Origin of the sequence: Shewanella sp. MEBiC00475 (genome assembly GCF_005234075.1) — a bacterium.
Taxonomy (GTDB): Bacteria; Pseudomonadota; Gammaproteobacteria; order Enterobacterales; family Shewanellaceae; genus Shewanella; species Shewanella polaris.
The window spans coordinates 2,751,711-2,772,016 of the sequence record NZ_CP039928.1 but is presented as its reverse complement, the minus strand read 5'-3'; the positions used below and the strand labels follow the sequence as shown (position 1 = coordinate 2,772,016).

The 20,306-nt window shown below is 39.8% G+C and carries 23 protein-coding genes; 10 read left to right on the top strand and 13 right to left on the bottom strand.

What is annotated here, in order from left to right; all coding sequences use genetic code 11:
• Positions 1 to 81 precede the first annotated feature (81 nt).
• The 5 genes from FCN25_RS12275 to FCN25_RS12255 all read right to left on the bottom strand — a co-directional run bounded on the left by FCN25_RS12275 (position 82) and on the right by FCN25_RS12255 (position 4,210).
• Positions 82 to 816, bottom strand: coding sequence for a 1-acylglycerol-3-phosphate O-acyltransferase (locus FCN25_RS12275; protein ID WP_137225160.1), 735 nt, complete (start codon positions 814 to 816; stop codon positions 82 to 84).
• Positions 817 to 949: 133 nt separating this feature from the next.
• The gene (locus FCN25_RS12270) at positions 950 to 1,738 is read right to left on the bottom strand and encodes a metal ABC transporter permease (RefSeq protein ID WP_137225159.1); all 789 of its coding nucleotides are present in this window, start codon (positions 1,736 to 1,738) and stop codon (positions 950 to 952) included.
• Positions 1,739 to 1,742: 4 nt separating this feature from the next.
• The gene (locus tag FCN25_RS12265; RefSeq protein WP_175405865.1) at positions 1,743 to 2,648 is read right to left on the bottom strand and encodes a metal ABC transporter solute-binding protein, Zn/Mn family; all 906 of its coding nucleotides are present in this window, start codon (positions 2,646 to 2,648) and stop codon (positions 1,743 to 1,745) included.
• Positions 2,632 to 3,831 (bottom strand): hypothetical protein, encoded by a 1,200-nt coding sequence (locus tag FCN25_RS12260; protein ID WP_137225157.1) that lies wholly within the window; start codon positions 3,829 to 3,831, stop codon positions 2,632 to 2,634. Before FCN25_RS12260 ends, FCN25_RS12265 begins: the two co-directional genes overlap by 17 nt.
• A gap of 88 nt (positions 3,832 to 3,919) precedes the next feature.
• Entirely contained in the window at positions 3,920 to 4,210 is a 291-nt protein-coding gene (locus FCN25_RS12255; protein ID WP_137225155.1) for an ABC-type zinc uptake system zinc chaperone, read from the bottom strand.
• A gap of 236 nt (positions 4,211 to 4,446) precedes the next feature.
• On the opposite strand from FCN25_RS12255, the gene FCN25_RS21260 reads away from it, so the two are divergent.
• Positions 4,447 to 4,572 carry a hypothetical protein gene (locus tag FCN25_RS21260; protein ID WP_276611785.1) on the top strand — a complete coding sequence of 42 codons (126 nt, stop codon included), beginning with the start codon at positions 4,447 to 4,449 and terminating at the stop codon, positions 4,570 to 4,572.
• Between the two features lie 6 nt (positions 4,573 to 4,578).
• On the opposite strand, the gene FCN25_RS12250 is transcribed toward FCN25_RS21260, so the two are convergent.
• Entirely contained in the window at positions 4,579 to 4,908 is a 330-nt protein-coding gene (locus FCN25_RS12250; protein ID WP_137225153.1) for a hypothetical protein, read from the bottom strand.
• 124 nt (positions 4,909 to 5,032) lie between these two features.
• On the opposite strand from FCN25_RS12250, the gene FCN25_RS12245 reads away from it, so the two are divergent.
• Together FCN25_RS12245 and FCN25_RS12240 are read left to right on the top strand one after the other, a co-directional pair.
• Positions 5,033 to 6,673 (top strand): mechanosensitive ion channel family protein, encoded by a 1,641-nt coding sequence (locus FCN25_RS12245; RefSeq protein ID WP_137225151.1) that lies wholly within the window; start codon positions 5,033 to 5,035, stop codon positions 6,671 to 6,673.
• A gap of 102 nt (positions 6,674 to 6,775) precedes the next feature.
• Positions 6,776 to 7,666, top strand: a complete 891-nt coding sequence (locus tag FCN25_RS12240) for an aldo/keto reductase family oxidoreductase (protein WP_137225149.1) — start codon at positions 6,776 to 6,778, stop codon at positions 7,664 to 7,666.
• Positions 7,667 to 7,907: 241 nt separating this feature from the next.
• Here FCN25_RS12240 and FCN25_RS12235 read toward each other — a convergent pair whose 3' ends face one another.
• The gene (locus tag FCN25_RS12235) at positions 7,908 to 8,741 is read right to left on the bottom strand and encodes a MaoC/PaaZ C-terminal domain-containing protein (protein WP_137227399.1); all 834 of its coding nucleotides are present in this window, start codon (positions 8,739 to 8,741) and stop codon (positions 7,908 to 7,910) included.
• Positions 8,742 to 9,227: 486 nt separating this feature from the next.
• Entirely contained in the window at positions 9,228 to 10,136 is a 909-nt protein-coding gene (locus FCN25_RS12230; protein ID WP_137225147.1) for a TraB/GumN family protein, read from the bottom strand.
• Positions 10,137 to 10,188: 52 nt separating this feature from the next.
• On the opposite strand from FCN25_RS12230, the gene FCN25_RS12225 reads away from it, so the two are divergent.
• A complete protein-coding gene (locus FCN25_RS12225) occupies positions 10,189 to 10,497 on the top strand; it encodes a prephenate dehydrogenase (RefSeq protein ID WP_137225145.1) in 309 nt (102 codons plus the stop codon).
• Between the two features lie 387 nt (positions 10,498 to 10,884).
• Here the strand turns inward: FCN25_RS12225 and FCN25_RS12220 are convergent, their stop codons facing one another.
• Both FCN25_RS12220 and FCN25_RS12215 read right to left on the bottom strand, forming a co-directional pair.
• Positions 10,885 to 11,409, bottom strand: a complete 525-nt coding sequence (locus FCN25_RS12220; protein ID WP_137225143.1) for a DUF3016 domain-containing protein — start codon at positions 11,407 to 11,409, stop codon at positions 10,885 to 10,887.
• A gap of 208 nt (positions 11,410 to 11,617) precedes the next feature.
• Positions 11,618 to 12,127, bottom strand: coding sequence for a DUF4240 domain-containing protein (locus FCN25_RS12215; protein ID WP_137225141.1), 510 nt, complete (start codon positions 12,125 to 12,127; stop codon positions 11,618 to 11,620).
• Positions 12,128 to 12,193: 66 nt separating this feature from the next.
• Here FCN25_RS12215 and FCN25_RS12210 point away from each other — a divergent pair, with 66 nt between their 5' ends.
• The 5 genes from FCN25_RS12210 to FCN25_RS20930 all read left to right on the top strand — a co-directional run bounded on the left by FCN25_RS12210 (position 12,194) and on the right by FCN25_RS20930 (position 15,462).
• On the top strand, positions 12,194 to 12,592 hold the full coding sequence (locus tag FCN25_RS12210; protein WP_254693637.1) for a hypothetical protein: 399 nt from the start codon (positions 12,194 to 12,196) through the stop codon (positions 12,590 to 12,592).
• 116 nt (positions 12,593 to 12,708) lie between these two features.
• A complete protein-coding gene (locus FCN25_RS12205; RefSeq protein ID WP_137225137.1) occupies positions 12,709 to 13,506 on the top strand; it encodes a response regulator in 798 nt (265 codons plus the stop codon).
• A gap of 152 nt (positions 13,507 to 13,658) precedes the next feature.
• Positions 13,659 to 13,931, top strand: coding sequence for an HU family DNA-binding protein (locus FCN25_RS12200; protein WP_137227398.1), 273 nt, complete (start codon positions 13,659 to 13,661; stop codon positions 13,929 to 13,931).
• A 363-nt stretch (positions 13,932 to 14,294) separates the two neighbouring features.
• The gene (locus FCN25_RS12195) at positions 14,295 to 14,981 is read left to right on the top strand and encodes a TorF family putative porin (protein WP_137225135.1); all 687 of its coding nucleotides are present in this window, start codon (positions 14,295 to 14,297) and stop codon (positions 14,979 to 14,981) included.
• A gap of 304 nt (positions 14,982 to 15,285) precedes the next feature.
• Positions 15,286 to 15,462, top strand: a complete 177-nt coding sequence (locus FCN25_RS20930) for a PA3496 family putative envelope integrity protein (RefSeq protein WP_167496055.1) — start codon at positions 15,286 to 15,288, stop codon at positions 15,460 to 15,462.
• Between the two features lie 86 nt (positions 15,463 to 15,548).
• On the opposite strand, the gene FCN25_RS12190 is transcribed toward FCN25_RS20930, so the two are convergent.
• Positions 15,549 to 16,526, bottom strand: a complete 978-nt coding sequence (locus FCN25_RS12190; protein ID WP_137225132.1) for a PDC sensor domain-containing protein — start codon at positions 16,524 to 16,526, stop codon at positions 15,549 to 15,551.
• Positions 16,527 to 16,759: 233 nt separating this feature from the next.
• Between FCN25_RS12190 and FCN25_RS12185 the strand changes: the two genes are divergently transcribed.
• Complete coding sequence (locus tag FCN25_RS12185) at positions 16,760 to 18,112, top strand: flavohemoglobin expression-modulating QEGLA motif protein (protein ID WP_137225130.1); 1,353 nt, start codon at positions 16,760 to 16,762, stop codon at positions 18,110 to 18,112.
• 177 nt (positions 18,113 to 18,289) lie between these two features.
• Here the strand turns inward: FCN25_RS12185 and FCN25_RS12180 are convergent, their stop codons facing one another.
• Together FCN25_RS12180 and FCN25_RS12175 are read right to left on the bottom strand one after the other, a co-directional pair.
• Entirely contained in the window at positions 18,290 to 18,688 is a 399-nt protein-coding gene (locus tag FCN25_RS12180; RefSeq protein WP_137225128.1) for a hypothetical protein, read from the bottom strand.
• A 92-nt stretch (positions 18,689 to 18,780) separates the two neighbouring features.
• Positions 18,781 to 20,145, bottom strand: a complete 1,365-nt coding sequence (locus FCN25_RS12175) for a sodium:alanine symporter family protein (protein ID WP_137225126.1) — start codon at positions 20,143 to 20,145, stop codon at positions 18,781 to 18,783.
• Positions 20,146 to 20,306 lie beyond the last annotated feature (161 nt).

Genomic DNA, 20,306 nt, shown 5'->3' with positions numbered 1-20,306 from the left:
AATAGGACTCATAAAAATTTAATCAATTATACCCAAACTGACACAAGTTGCGAGCTTGCTAGGATGTTTAGTGATTAGTGGTTATGTTCGAGCTTTCAGGGTTAACGCTTCAGCTTCTTTATTTAACTCAACCAAACGGGCCGACATCAATTGATGTACCTTATTGTTTAAAGCTTTCACATCATTTTTATCTAAGCCAGCTGTTGGGATCGGTTCCATCATCTCCACAATCACTACACCGTTGTTCCAACGATTAAGATTAATGTGGCTCTGACACGAAGCTAATACAGGTACTATCGGAGCTTGAGCGGCTATTGCAGTATGAAATGCCCCCACTTTAAACGGTAACAATCCGCGACCGCGAGAACGAGTTCCTTCAGGAAATATCCAGACCGACAGTCCTTTATTCTTCATTTTCTCTACGGTTTTAGCCATAGTATCGAAGGCACTGTGACGATTTTTACGATCAATAAGAATGTTGCCAGATAACCAATAAATTTGACCAAATAACGGCATCCACGCGAGGCTCTTTTTACCTAAACTAACCGTCGCTTTTGGTACCACTGACGTATGAGTAAATAAATCAAAATTATTCTGATGATTCGCAAGATAAATGCAAGGCTCCGACGAAGTACTTACCGGATGAACACGTTTAATGACCTTAATGCCTAATATTGGTGCAACAGAACCAAAGATATTGGCAATCACGTGTACATTGTTACGATGCATTGGGCGTATAAGGCAAAAAACAATTGAAAATACAAAGAGTAAAAACAAAAGCACGGCGAGAATGATTGAACGAGCGATAAGCAGCACAGCATACTCCTGCAATAAAATTGGCGATAGTATAACGATGCAGGTCTATGGACTCAACGTTTTGTTTACATATGTACGCTGAAATATTCTGCCCCTATGATATGGGGCAGAATAACATAGTTTATGTGACAGCTTAGTGATTAGTAGATTGATAAGCTGAAGCAGATGAGCGCAGTTTAAGTAACACTCTGAATAACAAAGCACTTAGCGCTAATGTTGCTACGATGGCAGCACCACTGGGCAAATCAAAGCTAGCAGATAACACTAACCCAGCGATATAACCAACCACTCCTACCCCATAACCCCAAGCAAGCTTAGCTTTTCCTTGATATTTGTTTAATGCCAAAGCCGGTAAAATTAGGGTGCTAAACACTAAATACACTCCAACAAGCTCTACCGACAAAGTAATGACTAATGCAAATAAGAAGTAAAAACCTCCGCCATCTAACACACTTGGTCTAAAGACAATGATCCCAATAATTGCAGCAGAAACGACTGCAGGTAATACCAATTGAGACCAACTTACCCATAATATTTGACCAGACATTAATTGCTTTAATAACTCAGCACCATGAGGATCATTGGCTAACAATAGCATTGCAGCTACTGCACTGAGTACATAAAAACAACCAATAAAGGCTTCAAGTTCACCCACTAATCGCTTTGCCATCCAAGCAATAACGCCTGCACCGGCCAATGCAAATAATGCTGGCATCCACACGTGGGCATACGGTAAATTGTCTACCCTATGATCAATGTGCGAAACTATCGCTCCTAACGCAGCAACTTGAGCGATGGCTAAATCAATAAAGATAATTCCACGTTTAAGGACTTGTCGGCCTAACAACACATGGGTTGATAACACCAATAACCCTGCCGCTAATGCTGGCAGCAAAATCGACAATAGCTCGACATCAAACATAGGATTATTTCACTCCATTCAACAAGCTAAGCAAGCTATCGTATAGACTAAATAAGTCTTTACTCTGTTCGTTGCCACCCACTGACATAGGTAAAACTAATACTGGTAAATTTGCACGTTCGCCAAGCCATTTAGCACCGCGTTCATCTTGATATGACGCCACTATCACCGCCATCACATCACCTTTTTCAGCGCGTGTAAGTAATGATGCTAAATGACTACTGGTTGGTGCTAAACCTGGTTTTGGCTCAAGATCTGCCACTTGTTCAATTCCAATCCAATTAAATAAATAACGGAAACTAGAATGATAAGCGATGACCTTTTTACCCGCTAAGCCTTTCGCCTCTGCTTGCCACTGAGGAATTTTAGCTTCCCAGCGTTGGCTAAAATCAGCTAAAGCCTGTTGATACTCACCATTATTATTTGGATCAATCTCGGTCAGTTTCAATGTCAGGGCTTTGGCCACTTTTAACATACGTTGTGGGTCTAAATGAATATGAGGGTTACCTTTTGCATGCACATCACCCATGGAACGATCGACATGGCTTAGCTTGTCTAGCGTATCGATTTGGTCGGCCGCAAAAAACAGTCCTTTATCGGTCGAATTAACCTTAGGGTTAGACGACTTCATTTGTAGCATAGGTAACCAACCGATTTCTAAATCAGCCCCAGCACAGACAACCAAATCTGCTTGACGCATTTTAGCAATCAAACTAGGTCGTGCTTGCACTTGATGTGGATCTTGCATCGCTGTAGTTGCCGAATACACTCTCGCATCAGGTGCTAAGGTTTGCGCTAATGCGGCATATTCAGGTTCACAGGCAAATACATTCAGTTCCGCTTTGGCTGTCGCGGTAAACAGCAACGACATTGAAGTCACTGCTAAAAGCAATTTAGAATTGATGCGCACCGTGAGCTCCTAATGACATAACATATTGTAAAGTGAAAATATTATCATCTTCAAAACCATCAAAATTGGTTCCGGTTTGATGAGTGTATTGCAAGCGCACTGTCGAGAAATGGCTGCTGTGCCAAGCAAGGCTGAATTCGGTTTCTTTTAACTTTTGAGGATCAAGATGATCTTCATGGATCTCAAACGTATCTATTTGGCCATAACGCAACCCTGCAGACCAGCTAGGAGAGAATTGATAAACACTGCTTAAGTACCAACCTTCATGATAATCATCACTAATTTCATGATCATCCATGTCATCGACTTCATCAACGTGCCCAGGTTCTTCGCCAAAAATATCTGTCACTCTAAAGTATTCACCACTTAAGGTAAGGTTTTGATATTTGTAGTTACCATTAGGGGCCCACTTATAAACAAAGTCAGCAATGTAAGTATTTTCGCCTGTGTATGATGCGCTGTGACTGTGTTCAGCATGTTCATCAGCCGTTTCTTCTTCATCTTCGTGCTCTTCGGCATATGCTAAACCATTTTCATTACGTAAATAACTGAACCCGAGTTGCCAAGAACTCTCAATACCAATATCACCACCAATCTTGGTTAACGCGGTATACACGCCAACATCATCAAAATCACGCTCACCGTGCTCATCTGCAGCACGTAAGCTATCCCCACCAAACGCTTCAACACCCATAGTCCAATAAAGATCTGTTGGTGCAACATAGCTTAAGCGGATACCATCATCAAAATAGTGATTACCTAAAAATGCACGGTATACCGCAGGTCGCTCAGTAAACGAATCAGTATGTTTATGTTGATTATTTAAATAACCAATATCAGATAAAAACCGGCCAGCACGAACAGAAAGCCCATTTGGTAACGCCAGGGTTTGGATAAAGGCTTCTTCCAAATTCAATTCTGTCTCACCATCCTCCAACTCAATAACTGCAGTGACTTTACCGTAAAACATTTCATCAATATTGGCACTTAATGCCAATTCTGTTTCGCCTAAGCCAAAACCCTCTTCTCTTTCAGCCATAGGGCGATCGCCTGTTTGATAATAACCATCGAGTACCGCACTAATGCTGGGATTAGTTAAACTAGAATCTTCCGCCATTGCAGAATACGAACTTACAGCACAAGCCAGTGCCAATAACGAAACACGTGTGTTTAACGCAGACATGATATCTCCAAAATACAACAAGTAGCCGTTTACCTGGGGTTGATATCAACCAACAGATAACGGAAAAATAATTAATTAATGTGTTGGACTAACGAGATAAAGGAGGGGCACGACTTTGGTAATAAGCTTTAAATACGCTAAATGAAAAAGGCAGCGTATATTGCTGACGCTCAAAGGTTTGTTTAGTAACAACAAACACAATATTGGAAGAATGAATCGTTTTATTAAGCTGGTGTTGATGAAAGCACAGGGCACAATGATTTTGTACACCATCATTAAGATGTCGTACAGAATGCGCAGACGCAGCAATAGACAATACAATCAAAATGGCACTAAGCCAGATTGCAATAGTTTGTCTTATTTGGATGCGGGCTTTCAAGTACACTATTCCAGTAAGTTAATAAAAGTGAGCATAAGTGTAAAAGACCGTAGCTGAAATGCAATCAATAGATTGTGACAATTCATGAATTTTTTATGAAACATTAAAATGAATTGAGATCAACGCATACATGACAATCAATTAAACTCGTTTTAAGCTAGGCTTAAGTTGTCATTTATATTATGGCAACATTAGTCTATACAACATTAGTGTTCCATCAGTACAGGACGTAAAACATGCCACAATTTATTCGTGAAAATATCGGGGTTATTTTAGTGATGATCATCGTTGCTATTGTCGTACTAGGCGGGATTTACTACGTTGAAACGTCACTAGCAGGCCAAGTTATTGAAGTTAAGTAACAATAGTTATTTAACGTTAGTTTCTGTAGTTGGATCATTTTCAGGGGATTCTATAAGCTGTAAATGATCCATAATGTGCGATAAACCAATCATTATAACGGCTAATATAACCACAGGAGTGGTAATAAACGTCACATCCTCAGCAAAGTAACCTATTGCTGCGGCGGTTACACCACCATAAAACCCAATCATTTTGGCAAATGATAGAAATTTATTATGTCCAAGCCACGCTGCACAATGAGGGCATTGCACTTCTACTGACAAACCTTTACCGCGACTATCAGCCACCTTGGCAATTGAAAAAGATTTATAGCAATGGGCACATTGCAGCGACATGGTTATTTCCTCGGTTCCGTAATGACGACAAGTGTAACAAATTACCCTACAGATTGCTGTATTTGGTGCTTACAGGGGTTTTCCACTATCATATGCCCAACTTAAGACTACAGGATGGCCTTACATGCTCCGAATTTTACTTACCTTAATATTACTTACCGCGACATTTATATCGCCATCACTTCATGCTGAACAAGATTCTGTGGACCCGATTATTGTTAGTAATGAGCTAACAGAGACTCAAAAGCAAATTACTCGCTTGCAACATACTATCGAGCAAGAGACTCAATTATTGTTAAAGGAGAAAGGTGAGCTTCGTACATTTACTGAATATCGCATTAAGAACAAGTCATCTGAATTAGGTGATAAAATTGGCCAATTAATTGCTTCACCTGATGCTGATAAGCAATACCTAAAGAACTTAGTGCAAAACCGAATGACATTTTTGGGAAATATTAGTCACTACTTAGACCAGCAAATTATGAACATGCGTCTTGGCGTAAGCCAAGAAGATAGTAATAAGATTATCTTAGCTATCTCACAACGTGAAGTTGAACGCGATCATTATCTCAAGGCGCAATTTACCACTCTGCAATGGGCTGAAAATTTGAGTATGGATGTCAGTGTCCAGAAGCAAAAACTGACTGAATTTATGCTCAAACGAGCCGACAAATTCAATAGTTTTGTGCATTACACTCAAGATGAGTTACAAAAAGCCGTTGCTGAAGCCGAAAGTGCTGGAGCAGATATTAGCGCTGAACAAAAATCCCAGGTTGTAGCATTAAAAGAGCGCTTGGAGCAAAGCAGCTCGAGTTTAGCGGTTTCTGCTGGAATACTCGAAACACTAGACCAAGATGTATCGCAGTTTAAACAAACATTGTTTAGTGTATCGGGTGATATTACTCAAGATGTATTGAATTTCAGCGTTGCGTCTAACTTGCTACAAGGTTGGGGGAAAACGCTTAAAGATCAAACCATCAATAATGGCCCTAGCCTGACATTTAAAATTCTGGTGTTTTTGTTAATCCTATTTGTCACCAGTTTAGCCGCAAAAGTTGCCACTAAAATTATCGCGAAAACAGTAAGAGCATCAAAATTACAATTTAGCCAACTACTGCAAGATTTTTTCATCTCGTTGTCCGCTAAAATTGTTTTTGCTGTAGGTTTGTTAATCGCATTGTCGCAGCTCGGTTTTGAACTCGGCCCGCTACTTGCTGGTTTTGGTATTGCTGGTGTCATTATTGGTTTTGCGCTACAAGATACTTTGTCAAATTTCGCATCGGGAATGATGATCTTAGTCTATCGTCCATTTGATGTGGGCAATTTGATTAATGCTGCAGGAGTGACTGGCCGAGTCAGCCACATGAGCCTTGTATCAACCACCATTAAAACATTAGATAACCAACGCCTTATCGTACCAAACAATAAGATTTGGGGTGATACCATCAACAACATCACCGCTGAACACCAGCGCCGAGTTGATATGATTTTTGGCATTAGTTACAGCGACAATATTGAACATGCTGAAACTATTTTACAAAGTATTGTCGAGCAACATCCAAAAGTACATGCAGAGCCTCTGCCCATTGTAAAACTACATACATTGGGCGAATCGTCTGTCGACTTTGTTGTTAGACCTTGGGTTAATCCAGATGATTATTGGGAAGTCTATTGGGATATCACTCGTTCAGTTAAAATGCGCTTTGATGCTGAAGGTATTAGTATTCCATTCCCGCAACGCGATGTGCATATTTACCAAAAATAATTCAAGGGGTTATCGATTTAAGTCAGATGCATTCGTATGTTATCTGGCTTAGCTTTTCTTATCTGCTAAAGTATTATGACCTTCGATAATAAGTAACTAATCATGACTTCACCTGCATTTATGTTTTCAGATTTTATAGCCGGCTTTTGGCGGATTGATTCTTGGAATATGTCATTACAACAACGCCTTGGCTTAATAGAGCATTATCTTGAACTTGGTGTAACCAGCATGGATCATGCCGATATTTATGGGGTGTATCAATGTGAAACCCTATTTGGTGAAGCTTTAGCGCTAAAACCGCAATTACGTCAACAAATGCAGCTAATCAGTAAGTGTGGTATTAAACCAGAATTTAATGGTTATGATGGTCGCTACGTCAATCATTATGACACCAGTAAAATAAACATTATTCAAAGTGTTGAAAATTCTCTCACCAAATTAAAAACCGAATATTTAGATGTGCTACTGATTCATCGTCCCGATCCATTGATGAACGCAGACGAGATAGCAGAAGCTTTTGAGTTATTGCATGCCCAAGGTAAAGTCAGCCATTTTGGTGTATCTAACTTTACCACTAACCAATTTAATTTATTACAATCACGACTCCAAGCTCCGCTGATCACAAATCAAGTTGAAATATCGCCTTTGGCCATGCAAAGCTTGCATGATGGAGTGCTCGACCAATGTCAACAACACCGTATAACACCTATGGCATGGTCTTGTTTGGGAGGTGGGGAATTATTGTCCTCGAACACACCTCAAGCACTGCGCATTCGCAACACCTTACACGATGTCGCACAAAAAGTCGGAACAGAAGACATTAGCCAAGTGATCTACGCTTGGATTCGTATGCATCCTAGTTGCCCTGCGCCTATTATCGGCAGTGGTAATCTAGAACGCATAACCAGCGCAGTAAATTCAGCCAACATCCACTTAGACCGCCAACAATGGTTTAGTATTTGGCAAGCAGCAATGGGCCATGCGGTACCTTAAACAGCCATAAAAAAAGCTCAGGTAATTAACCTGAGCGGTTCTGCCACGGCAATTTAACTCATTTTCATTCTAATGAGATAGAGTCACTCATTAAAAATAGAATTAATTCAAGTCTACAATATCAAGCTTGTCATATGTTTTACCCAATAGGCATATTAACGCGTCAATATGCCTATTGTCAGTCGGCACTAAGCTGATGGCGAAACAAAGATTATTGATTCCAGAACTGAGGGTAGTATGCTTATAAGTAAGTCATGTTGCCCTGTAAATGTGGTCTACGACCTTTAACATCACGCATTTCAAAACGCTTACCATTTTCAATGCTTTCGAATGCAAATGTCACTTCAGATGGCATAAATACCGGCAGCTTAAATTCGACATCCACTTGAAAAGGTCTCTCACCGATAGACGGCATTAAGTGAGATAAGGCACGCGCCTTAGACCACATACCATGCGCCAACACTCGATCAAAACCAAAGCGTTTTGATAATAAAGGGTGTAAGTGAATTAAGTTATAATCACCCGATGCTTTAGCATAACGACGACCTAAATCATCAGTTAAACGCCATTGCTGTACGTTTTCCCATGCCATCTCAGAGGCTTTAGGTGGACGAGTTCGACGTCCAGCTGACCCAATGCGATATAAGTAAGTTGATAGCGCTTGCCACACCAATTCTTCGCCGACAAACACTTTAGAGACTAACTCAAACTCAAGTCCGGCATCAGTGGTGCGGCTTGCAGCAAGCTCACATTGTACAGTCAAGGTTTCATCCGCTCTCACGGGGCGAAATACACTGATACTATTTTTTAAGTGGATCATTCCAAGCAACGGAAAAGTAACTGCTTTATGTATAAATATCATTGCATGTAAACGAAATGCCCAGACATACAAATACGTTGGCGGCAACACTACACCATCGTATTCGAAACCACACACTTCAGCATATTGGCGAATTTTATCTTGAGACAAGATCACATTTGGTGCTTGTACATAAATATTAGGAAGCGGTTGATGATCCCATCCCGGTTTACGCCCAAACAGGATTTTGCGATACAAAGACAAAAGCGAAGGCATCGCTTTTAATTCGATAGCGTAGTCGTGGCTCACAATGTTGTACCTTAAATAGGCAGCAAAAAGTATGTGCTGCAAAACGGTTAGTAGATCATTATACCTTAGAGTCTTGGTATTGCTAAACCGCTAATTGTTGAATACGTTTAAAACAGTATGTCGTTACCAATGAGATTGCTTAAACCAGCACATCATTGCTCGACGCAACTATCCCGGCAACTGATATAAAACAGCTAACTTAACTTTCCTAGCCAATATGATGCAACATAGAAATGTTGATAATTTCAATCAAAAAATTTTTGCATAATAATTACGTTTCTACTAAGAATAATTACGTTGCAACGAAGAGTGGATTCCGCGAGCCATATTTTCACAACACGTCTCTAACACAGATAATATCTTGCAAATCACAATATGCATTGCTGACGCGGGCGGTAAATTATCACTAAAAATTAAGTTGTTAGACTAAAACCACACCTAAGCGAACCAACATTAGCACTGCAAGATGGTACAACGAGTGACAGTTGCACCTTGTTGTATCAGTAAATCAGGAATGGCTTGTCGACCCACAATATGGCCCGCTCCTACAACTATGAATAATTGCTTTTGGGTTTTATTTTGTAACAACTGGATGATTTTGTGTGTCATGGTTTGATTACGTTGCCAAAGTAACTTTTCAAGTAATTCATCAGTGTCGCCTGCTTGTGCTTCCATAATTGTCGCCAGCGCACTGTCATCCCCTTGTCGCCATGCATAGATTAAATCTAGCATTTCAGCATCGCTCGCATTTATCGATTCGTCGAGCATTTGTAACTGAGTCGCCGTTGAAAATGACGAAATCAATTCAAACTGAAACTGAATACTCTCAAGTTCAATCAAAGCTTTATCACCGCGATTTGCCATAAAATAAGCATCCACCCCTTGCTCGGCGCTGTAACCTAATTGCGCAAAACGGCCTATACTAATTTGCGCTGACTGCAACCAAGGTGCATAAGGTGCTAACGTTTGACACAAGGCCTGATTACTTTGACAAAAAATACCTCTAGTCGCATCTACGTCTGCGGCAATATGAGCAGATAAACCTCCATATTGCTGCAATAATGCGCCAGTATCACCTTGGCTAACATCAGCTTCAACCACCAATGCGTCCGATTGTGTAAATGCTGATTCAATATGCTGCGCTAATGGGTAAAAATCTTGACGACCAATGTGTATGGAACCTAATAAATAAGCCTGCTGTTGCTGATATTGAATTTTATAAAATACTGGAGAGTCAACAGCTGCTGCAGGGGCAGAGACAAAACACAATGCAAGTGCCACTAACCCGTAGCAATCACGTTGTAAATGACGATAAATCAAACTGATATTGAAAATAAGCGGACTTTTCCTTGTTGCCGGCATAACAGCTCCTTATAATTAGCCTTATTCTTAATACATGCACTATGAGGCAATTATGCCGTACACCAATGTTTTTCTACAAATAAAAGAAAACCTGCAAATAGCCTATAGACAAGCCATTGATTCAGACGCTCGCCTAGATGAACTGCGTAAAGCAGGTCACGGGAAATTTGTCGCGATTTTTACTGAAGAACAAGGTTTTACTCAACAGAGCAACCGCTTTCTACCTTATGTTCAGGAACTAGTAGCAGAATTCGATGAAATGCAAAACAGCACTCATGTTGCCCCAGAAACACTTGAAGCCTTTGTTAAAAAGCTAGCAACATTACTGCAAACCCTGCAAATATTTAAACTTGCCAAATAATGACATGCTCAGCCCTCCAATACTTGAAGATGAGGGCTTTGCTTAATATGGCATAATCTTGTCATTATTTCGTCATAGACTTGTTTCTTTGTAGCAACAATACCGAACGTAATATTGCTGGATAATTGGTCTAACTAGAACAATAAATTACGGCTATACAGCTCGTAAGCGAACTTGACAGTATTATCGAAAAAGAGTCTATAGAAGCTGTATCCTTTGGGGTTGTTTTCCATCGGTATTCTTTACCACCACAAGTGAAACAACAAGCAACAGAATACCAATTATCAACCCTGAGTTCTCAAGCAAAAAAACAGGCAAAACTTGCGTTGAATGGGTTTTACCTGCTTGACGAAAAATAAAACACTAATTAATAATTTAAGCGCGATTTTATAATTTAGGCGCTATGGTCTTGTTCAACCAATCATCAAACAAAGTCGTTTCATATTGAAACGGTTTATTGTTTAAACGACGAGTGTTGTACATAAAACTCATGTCAGTTATTTTTTCGTCCCCGGCAATAATAACGTTGCCGTTCTCAGTAATGGTATAACTAAATGTCGCTCTGGGTGGGTAGAGATCTTTAACCACACGAAGATCGCTTGGTGTAGCACCAAAGGTCGGACGCATATCACCTGCCAAATCAAAGTTGGTCACAATCATTTCCAGTTTTTGATTTGGTTTTAAGATTTTTTCAGCTTGTTTGTTAATATTATTGGTTAAAGTTTCAAATAACCGAGTTTCAAAACGTGATTGGAGTTCATTAGAGGTTTTGATATCACTGAAATCTTTTGGGTTTTGCCATTCAATTTTAACCACCCCAACTTCGATAACAGGATTAGCTGTTACCTCTTCCTCTGCATTGGCTACACAACAAAAAAATATTGACGCTAACAGTAAATATTTTACGTTCATAATACACCTCCAAAGGGTTTAAAATACCTGCAGTGCTACCTAATCAAACCGTGATGTCGGTAGTGACAAGTTGTTCGAGCAATTTTTCATGCCGCGAAATACATTGTCGTAAAATAAAAAATAATCAGTACTACATTGTATGCAATGATTATAACGCGCTGAAGCTAAAACAACGCTTAACCCTCCCAGTAGTATATGTTTCATACAACTAAAAAGGAAACCGTGCGCTCAGTAATGGATAAGTTTGGCGCATCACCTTCGGTTTGGTGCTAAATTTTTTGCCAACTGGCGAGTTTAGCCCTGAGGGTACGAATGGCAGTTCGTGTCCGGTGCGGTCTTCGTAAATTTTACCAGCAATCAAATCATAGTCTTCCACAAATGGGTAAGCGTAATCATCCACTAACGGCCATTGTTCTAACTCACCCAAACAATCAGGGTTGGCAATAATTTTGTCGTACCATTGTTGACCTAGTGACAATAAAAAACATCTAAACTCAGCAAAACCATAATCGGAATCGCAGCCTGTAACAATGTATGCCGCCCCCCAAATCGACCATAAATAACTGCGGCGTAATTGTTGGCCTAGCATTTTATCAAATGCTTTGAGTGCCTCATCGTCTAAAGTCTGCAATGTTTCACGTAAACGCAATTCAAGCTCAGCAGAAGACTGCTCGGGCTTATCACGTGTCACTAACGTCCAAAAATGTGTTTCTGTCATCAAAATATACCCATCATTCGATTTTGTGAGATATTCTACCTCAAATTATCCGGCTCGATGACCAATATGAATCAAAACAATGAACCCAATATGCCAATTAGAGTGATGCTTCTTATATCACTCTATGTTGTAGTCTCCGTTATTGCAATTTGGCGAGCAAGCACCTTTCAAGCGTTTGATTTAATAACGCTGGGGGTGATACCTGCCTTAATTGGTTTAGTTAAACGTGCCCCATGGACAAAAGTGTTATTACTCAGCTATGCAGGATTACAAACTCTTGGGTTTGCCGCCATCACTACAACAGCCATGATTGCCTATCAAATCACTCCTGATGACGTAAAACTTGTCTTTCAGGGTTATAACATTCCACTGTTCCCGTTATGGTTATTGCTGCTAAGCCTGGTGGTATTTCAATGGTGGGTAGGGTTATCGATCGCCACTAGAGATTATCTTATTGAAAAATAAACATATGCCACTATTACGCGGTCGGTATGTGATTTTTAAAGTATTTTTTAGTGTATAATCTGACAATATGCAACATTTAGAAAACAAAAAATCAACACGTCTGTGGGACGAGAATTATGACTAGTTTATCTCCAAGTGAATTATCAATCTTATTACTTGAGCCTTCTGAAACTCAACGTAAAATTATTATTACTCGTCTTCAGCAAGAAGGTGTAACAAGCATCCAAACTGCCGCAACGATTGCTGAAGCAAAACAAATAATTCAACGCCATAAACCTGACTTAATTGCCAGTGCGTTGCATTTTGTAGATGGTGAAGCGACAGAGCTACTGCAGTACATCAAAAGCACACCCTCATTAAGCGACATTCAATTTATGCTAGTGTCTAGTGAATGCCGTCGTGAACAACTCGAAATATTCAGGCAATCTGGCGTTGTTGCTATTTTACCTAAGCCATTTAATGCCGATCACTTAACCACGGCACTTAACTCAACAATTGACTTCCTCAGCAATGACGAAATGGATTTAAGCCATTTTGACGTGCATAACATTAGAGTATTAGTCGTTGACGATAGCCGCATGGCACGTAATGTGATTAAACGCACTATTAGCAATTTAGGGATGCAACTGATTACAGAAGCTGTTGATGGTGAACAAGCGATAAACCTGATGAAAGAAAACATGTACGATTTAGTGATTACCGACTACAACATGCCATCGGTAGATGGATTAGCATTAACTCAATATATCCGAAATCATAGTCAGCAATCGCATATTCCTATTTTGATGGTTTCTTCTGAAGCTAACGACACCCACCTAAGTAATGTATTTAGTGCGGGGGTTAACGCCTTATGTGATAAACCTTTCGAACCACAGTTAGTAAAGAAAATTCTGTACCAACTGCTAGAAGAGTAAATAAAGGGTAAAGAAAGACAATATTTGTAGGTTTTTTGCTTTAAAACTATTACCGATACTGAATTTATAAGATAAAGTGCTTTTAAACCTGCATGGCTTGTGGCATGTTAATCATGTTAAAAACACTTCTATGGAAAGCAGAGAATATCAATATGAACAAAAGTGAATTAATTGCAAAAATCGCAGAAAATGCAGAACTAACCAAAGCTGAAGCTGGCCGCGCACTAAAATCTTTTGAAGAAACGGTAACTGAAGCCATGAAAAACGGTGACAAAATTTCTATCGTTGGTTTTGGTTCATTTGAAACCACTCAACGTGCTGCACGTACTGGCCGTAATCCGCAAACTGGCAAAGAAATCCAAATCGCAGCAGCGACAGTGCCTAAGTTTAAAGCGGGTAAAACCCTAAAAGATAGCGTTAACTAATTATTGCGCATAATTTTTTTGATAAAAACCTCCTCTGTGGAGGTTTTTTTATATCTGTATTTTAATCTTCTTCTGACACTTAAATTAACAATAACTTTACCTTAAGTGTATCAAGCCAATAAAAGCCTGACCGTCTCTTAAGCCAATATCTCAGCATACATTACTGTTGCACAAAAAAAGTGCAGCCATGCATCATAAAGCGGCAACAAAACCATAACAAAATGTTCTAGATATATATAAGCACCTAATTATTAAGAAAAAACCAAACTGGCATGAGTTTCGCTAATTATTCTCCAAACAAACTAACATTGAGTTCATTTTATAAATGAATGTTCAGTGATAATAAAACGTTAAGGGATGAAGATGAAAAAATCACTATATCAAGCAATTGCATTATCAACCGGCTTACTACTAAGTGCCTCAGCCCTTGCAGAAGTCACTGGCAATATTGGCGCGACATCAAACTATTTATGGCGTGGTACTACGCAAACCAGTAATGAAGCAGCCATTCAAGGTGGTATTGATTATGCTCATGAATCTGGTTTTTATGCGGGTACTTGGGCATCTAATGTCGATTTCGGTGACGAGACTAGCTACGAATTAGACCTTTATGGTGGTTACGGTGGTAATTTTAATGAAGATTTCACTTACGACATTAGCTATCTTTATTATGCTTATCCAGATGCAGGTGGCAGCATTGATTTTGGTGAAGTTGCGTTAGTACTTGGATGGAAATGGTTGGATGTTGGTTATTCTCAAGTAATCAATGCTGACTCTGATGTCTCTGGTGCAAGTGACGAAACAGACTGGAACTATATTCAAGCCAACGCCAGCTTTCCGTTAACAGAAAAACTTAGCCTTGCACTGCATTATGGTTATTCACAAGGTGATGTTGTAGAAGATTTATTTGGTGATACTTATGCAGACTACAACGTTACATTAAGCGCTGAAACAGATTTGGGTACAGTATCATTTATGGCGTCTGACACAGACTTGCCAGACAGTGATGCAAAAATTGTTTTAGGCTATTCATATGGATTTAGTCTATAACAATTAACACAACCTCAAGTTAGATATAACTTTATTAATGCCACCTCTTGAAAGGTGGCATTTTTTATCTGAATTTATAACGTTCACCATCAAAACATCAATGATATTTGATACCAAACACACTCTAAGTCACGGGTTTACGGCTTTACTAGCAAGAAATATATTTACTGCTAAGCTAAAGTAGAAAGGTAAAAATAGCTGTCCAATAGAGACAAAATATTTTGCTTTCCAATTGATCAGTTTTTAGTTAAAAAATGCTCATTGAATTAATTCCACGTTTTTATTCAACATGAGGGTATCGCGCATGGCTAATCTTACAGATAGAGTGCCTGATGACACAGAAATTGACGCGATGACAGCGCCTAGAAACGTTAAATCCGCAGAAACATTGCTACATAAACGTCAAGTAAAACGAAGATTAGAAGACTTTCTCGAGCAAGCTCAATTACGTAAAGCAATTGGCGACGACGACTTTTTCTAAAAAATAGGGATAAACGAACATATCGTTTATCCCTGTCTAGTTAAAATCAGTTGTCTAAAGTGATTGTTAAGCGTTTAAAGTCACTGTTACTCGCTTTTACCTTGTCCTATTCGAGTGTGCTTACCTGCTTGTGCTTGCGTGAGCAGTAGCTCTGCTTTAGCACCTAAATAAACATATACCCCCAAACCCACTAATAATCCCACCACGGCTAACATCATTAAAATTGCCGGTTCAATGTATTGTTTCTCTCCAAGCGATGCTTTAAACATGGTTAAAAGAGCTTCAATTGAAATCGCAATCAAGATAGTCGAAATAAATCGAGTAATAGTTCTGCGGGTCGAACTGTGACGGAAGATATCTTTATGCATTAGCACTTCTTCTTCCAAAATGGTTTTGCCCAAATCAAAAATCGCTAATGCTAGCGTAAGAAAAATGATAATACCAAACGGCTGCAGCGGATTAGGAGTCTCGGTTATTTGGCTAAATAAAGTATAAATATCACGAATGACGGTCGACATTAATACGCTCACTAATACAAAAAGGCAGATGACAATTACAGCATAAATACTTTTAAAAAAGGGAGACATTTTACGCCTAGCACTGTCACCCATCATAAACTCGATCAATCGGGTTAGGTTGACATCAATAACCACAATAACAACTTGCCCAGAGGTCGATTTAATCATTTGCGATGCAGACAAACACAGGCCTCCACCAGCGTTCGACAAATACGGTCGAGTAATGTGGACTTTATCGAGTGCAGTTAATTGAGTAAAATAAGGTCGCTGACTTCGATCTGCATGATGACCACAGGCTAATAACTTTACTTGTTGATTAACAACGCTGATATTTGGACAAACCTGAATTCCTTGTTCATCAAGCAAATAAATGAGCTCCACAAAAGGATAGCTTATTGCCATGTCTTCAAAAACTTTTGCTGAAATAGGTTGCTCGAATAAATTAATATCACCCACACCAATCAAAATAGATTCTAATAATTCATGCACTAAGTGTTCATATTCATGATAACGCTCAATCACACTTAAATAGCTCATCGCTGCCATAAATGTTCCTTTCAAATATACCTACTTTAGACAAAGCAGTTTTAATGCCAAGAAAATAAGTCAACATTTTAAGTCACTTAAATAAAATACTTATGAAGAATTGCGATGTAAAGTGATGCGTTGCACTAAAAAAGTGCTTATAACACTGCATTTTTTCATTGCTGTTTTATGCTCAACATCTGCTAACATGAATGCCAGTGCTGCTGACAACATTATCTAGATTAGGGAAAACAATGTCTGACTCTTTATCGCGTTATCAACAAGATATTCGTCGTTTTTCTGATGAATTAATCCGTATTCAAGCTCCGATTAAAATCCTAGACTCGATAAAGTGGCCTAGGCAAATTGAAGAGGATTTTTTAGCAAAGCAGAACAAACAGCTTCCCAGTATTAGTAATGACTTTTATCAATCTATTCCTTTATCATTTAACCCACAGCAAACCCAAACCGACCTACTAAGCTTAAAAAGTGCCATTGAGCGAGGCTTAGGTAAACGCGATAAATTAGCCAAAATTCTACTGGCAAACATTGATCAATATCGGATCGTGATAGACATGCTCCACAATCGCGGTAAACCCATGTTTGGTCAACTCAGCCAAGAACTTTACGGCAGTGCAAGCCACAAATTACACGGTGATCGTCATACACTACGCCAACTTGGCGATCGCTTAAGCCATATATTTTCATTGCCCGCAGCGCGCCACATGAGTCACCGTCATCCTAAGATTATCACCGCTCCAGAAGCGGTAAATGTACTCAGCGAGCGCTTAGTGAAGTATTTTCATAACGATGAAATTCACGTAAAGTTAAGCGATGGTATTGTGTCAGATGCCGCCGTAGGTGGAGATACTGTCAAAATTAACACCCGTGCCATGTTCAGTGAATCCGATCTTAACGTCTATGAAGTACATGAAGGCTGGGTCCATGTGGGCACCACACTCAATGGTCGTGCCCAACCCCATGCAACTTGGCTAAGTGTTGGCTCACCACGAGTGACCGCTTCACAAGAAGGATTAGCAGTGTTAATGGAAATGCTCACCTTAAGCTCTAATCCAGGACGTGCTCGGCGTATTAGCGACCGAGTATCCGCGGTTGATATGGCTGAACAAGGTGCCGATTTTATTGAAGTCTATCGCTACTTTAGAAACCTTAATCTCAGCTCAAAAGAAAGCTATCGTGTTACTCAACGAGTATTTCGTGGTGGCATGGTGGGCGGAGGTAGCTTTTTTACCAAAGACATTTCTTATGTGCGCGGTTATGTAGAAAACATTAACTTTATTCGTAGTGCCATCAGCACTGGGTTACCTGAGCTAATCCCAATGCTATTTCTCGGAAAATTAGCCATTGAAGATATTCCTGTACTGTATCAGGCCTGCCAAGAAGGCATTATTGCTCAACCCAAATATTTGCCTCCAATGTTTGCAGATATTAGCGGTCTTTATGCTTGGTTTGGCTTTGCATCAGGGATTGGCAATATCGATCTTAAAGGCGTGCAGCGTCATTTTGCTCGCCAATTCAAACATGTTACCCCAACCTTTGCGGTCGATTTATTTGAAGATTCAGAGTTTGATAACAACTTCGAATAGAATGTTCGGCTTAACCGAACAGATCAAAAGTGGCAAGCTTCAATAAAGGGTCGCGCGCCCTATTGTTCTTCTAAAGCTAATATTGGCAAAAGTATTGTTATTAGCTTAATAAAATAAATTAACGCCTATTGCAGATCTGAATAGGCGAATTCAATAATTTATACCAATATCATTAAATTAAAAACCGCGGTCAATAACATATGCCTCACCGTTGCACTCCAAATACACACTACAAACTGGATAACTGACTTTACCGCATTGCTTCATCACGATAGCGTTACCACCGCGTTGAGCTACCTGTAATTTTAATGACTGAGTCAAGGAGGAAAGGCTCGGTATATCATTCAAGGTATCGGGGTTTAATGACGTTTCGCAATATGAAGTCGTCACATCACCTAAAAACCGCGCTCTGAAATTCGACATTTCTGACAAAGTATAAGTATTGACATCTTTTACTGTAGCGTTGCCAATTGCTATTTCACCAGCATTAGTTCGTAAAGATAAATTAGAACAACCAGACAACAACAAAGCGCTTAATAGTGCTGAGATTGATGCTGCAAAAAAAGTGTGTTTCATAAAAATCCCTTTTAAAAAAGTATATTCATCAATGTGGATGAATATACTTAACATCGTTACTGCTTTGTGAAACTAGCACACTATTCCCAGAATTAAGCTTTGACTTTTAATGCCCGCTGCTTAATAAAATACTCACGGGTTAAGCTAAAGACCACTGGGCTTAATAGCACTAAGGCAATTAAGTTTGGAATCGCCATCATCGCATTCAATGTGTCGGCTAATAACCAAATAAATTCTAATGAGCTCACTGCGCCAATAGGCACAACCAAGGTCCAAATAAGACGGAATGGTTTTACAGCTTTATCACCTAATAAATACTGAACACACTTTTCACTGTAAAAACTCCAACCTAAAATAGTGGTAAAGGCGAACACGGCTAATGCAATGGCCACAATGTAATTACCCATAGGTAAAGCATGAGAAAACGCCAGAGAGGTTAATGACGCGCCGTTTTCGCCAGAGGTCCACGCACCGGAAACCACAATAGCCAAACCAGTAATAGAACAGACGATAAGCGTGTCAATAAACGTACCTAACATGGCCACTAAACCTTGCTTAACCGGATTATTAGTTTGCGCGGCAGCGTGAGCAATGGGCGCACTACCCAAACCCGCTTCATTTGAAAACACCCCGCGCGCCACACCAAAACGAATTGCAGCCCATACCGCCGCACCAGCAAAACCGCCTTGGGCAGCGACAGGGTTAAAGGCACTTTCAATAATCAACATAAAAGCAGCAGGTACTTGTGCAGCATTAACAATCAATACGGCTAAACCCGCGGTGATATAAAACACTGTCATTAATGGCACTAGCTTACCAGCCACTTCAGCAATGCGCTTAATCCCGCCCATTAACACCGCGCCAACCAACACCATCAACACCAAGCCGGTCACCCAATTGGGCACCCCAAAGTTACTGCTCATAGCATCGGCAACTGAGTTAGCTTGCACGGTATTACCTATACCGAAACCGGCAATCGAACCAAAAATTGCAAATGCAGTGCCTAACCAAGCCCACTTACTGCCCAAGCCATTTTTGATATAATACATCGGGCCGCCAACATGATTACCGTTAGCATCGTTTTCTCGAAATCTCACTGCCAGTACAGCTTCGGAAAATTTGGTTGCCATACCAACCAATGCAGTACACCACATCCAAAATAGCGCTCCTGGACCACCAATAAAAATCGCTGTCGCCACACCTGCAATGTTACCAGTACCTATGGTCGCTGATAACGATGTCATTAAGGCATTAAACGGACTGACATCACCTTTTTCTGTTTCATCATTAACCTGACGACCCGACCATAATAATTTAAAGCCTCTATTTAGCTTTAAAATAGGCATGAACTTTAAGCCAACGGACAGAAACAGTCCGACGCCTAGAATCATAACCAACATGGGGACGCCCCACACTATACTGTTGATCATGCTGACAAAATTTGTGACTGCTTCCATGTAAAACCTCATAATGAGTAATGACTAATGTCGAAGTTATTATTAAATGTTTAGTTATTATTATAATTTTGGTTATTTTTATTACAGCTGCAACAGCCCAACTCCATTGCAACTATTTAATTTTTAGGTTACCCCGATTAAGTCAATCATGGCAAGACAAG